Below are 531 nucleotides of genomic sequence, written 5' to 3' on the forward strand. Positions count from 1 at the left end.
CTCGGCGGCGGCGTATATGCCTCCACTATTGCGCTTGATTTCACGCACTCTACCATCTCCGGGCAAGGCTTTATCGCCCTGGCAGCGCTTGTATTCGGAAAATGGCATCCAATCGGAGCACTGGGGGCCGCCCTGTTTTTCGGATTCGCCCAAAGCTTAAGCATCATTGGATCGCTGCTCCCTCTTTTTAAAGACATACCAAATGTGTATATGCTGATGGCTCCTTATGTCTTAACGATTCTCGCTTTAACCGGCTTTATCGGGCGGGCAGATGCGCCAAAAGCCAATGGCGTGCCTTATATTAAAGGAAAAAGATAAACATTCTCCCCTGGGAAGACGATTCTCAGGGGTTTTTTTCTAATTCAAAAGACCCTCTTAATTGTTTATTAGTTTTTTAACTTAAAAAAATATGAAGTGTTAACGCTTTCTTGTAGACTGTAACAAACAATACATGGGGGTGTATGACATGGGAGCAATTCCAAAAACGGGGACAATTTCACCTGAGCAAAAAGACTCACAGGAGAAAAACCT

Annotated in this window: 1 protein-coding gene and 1 pseudogene; both read left to right on the forward strand. The window is 44.6% G+C overall.

Annotated features, from left to right (window positions below):
• Positions 1-318, forward strand: a pseudogene (gene nupQ / locus ACWHAR_RS31490) (guanosine ABC transporter permease NupQ); the annotation flags it as partial.
• A gap of 148 nt (positions 319-466) precedes the next feature.
• On the forward strand, positions 467-531 hold a 65-nt coding region (locus ACWHAR_RS31495), incomplete at its 3' end, for a hypothetical protein (RefSeq protein ID WP_452088981.1).

This window comes from Bacillus sp. LR--39 (genome assembly GCF_053613335.1).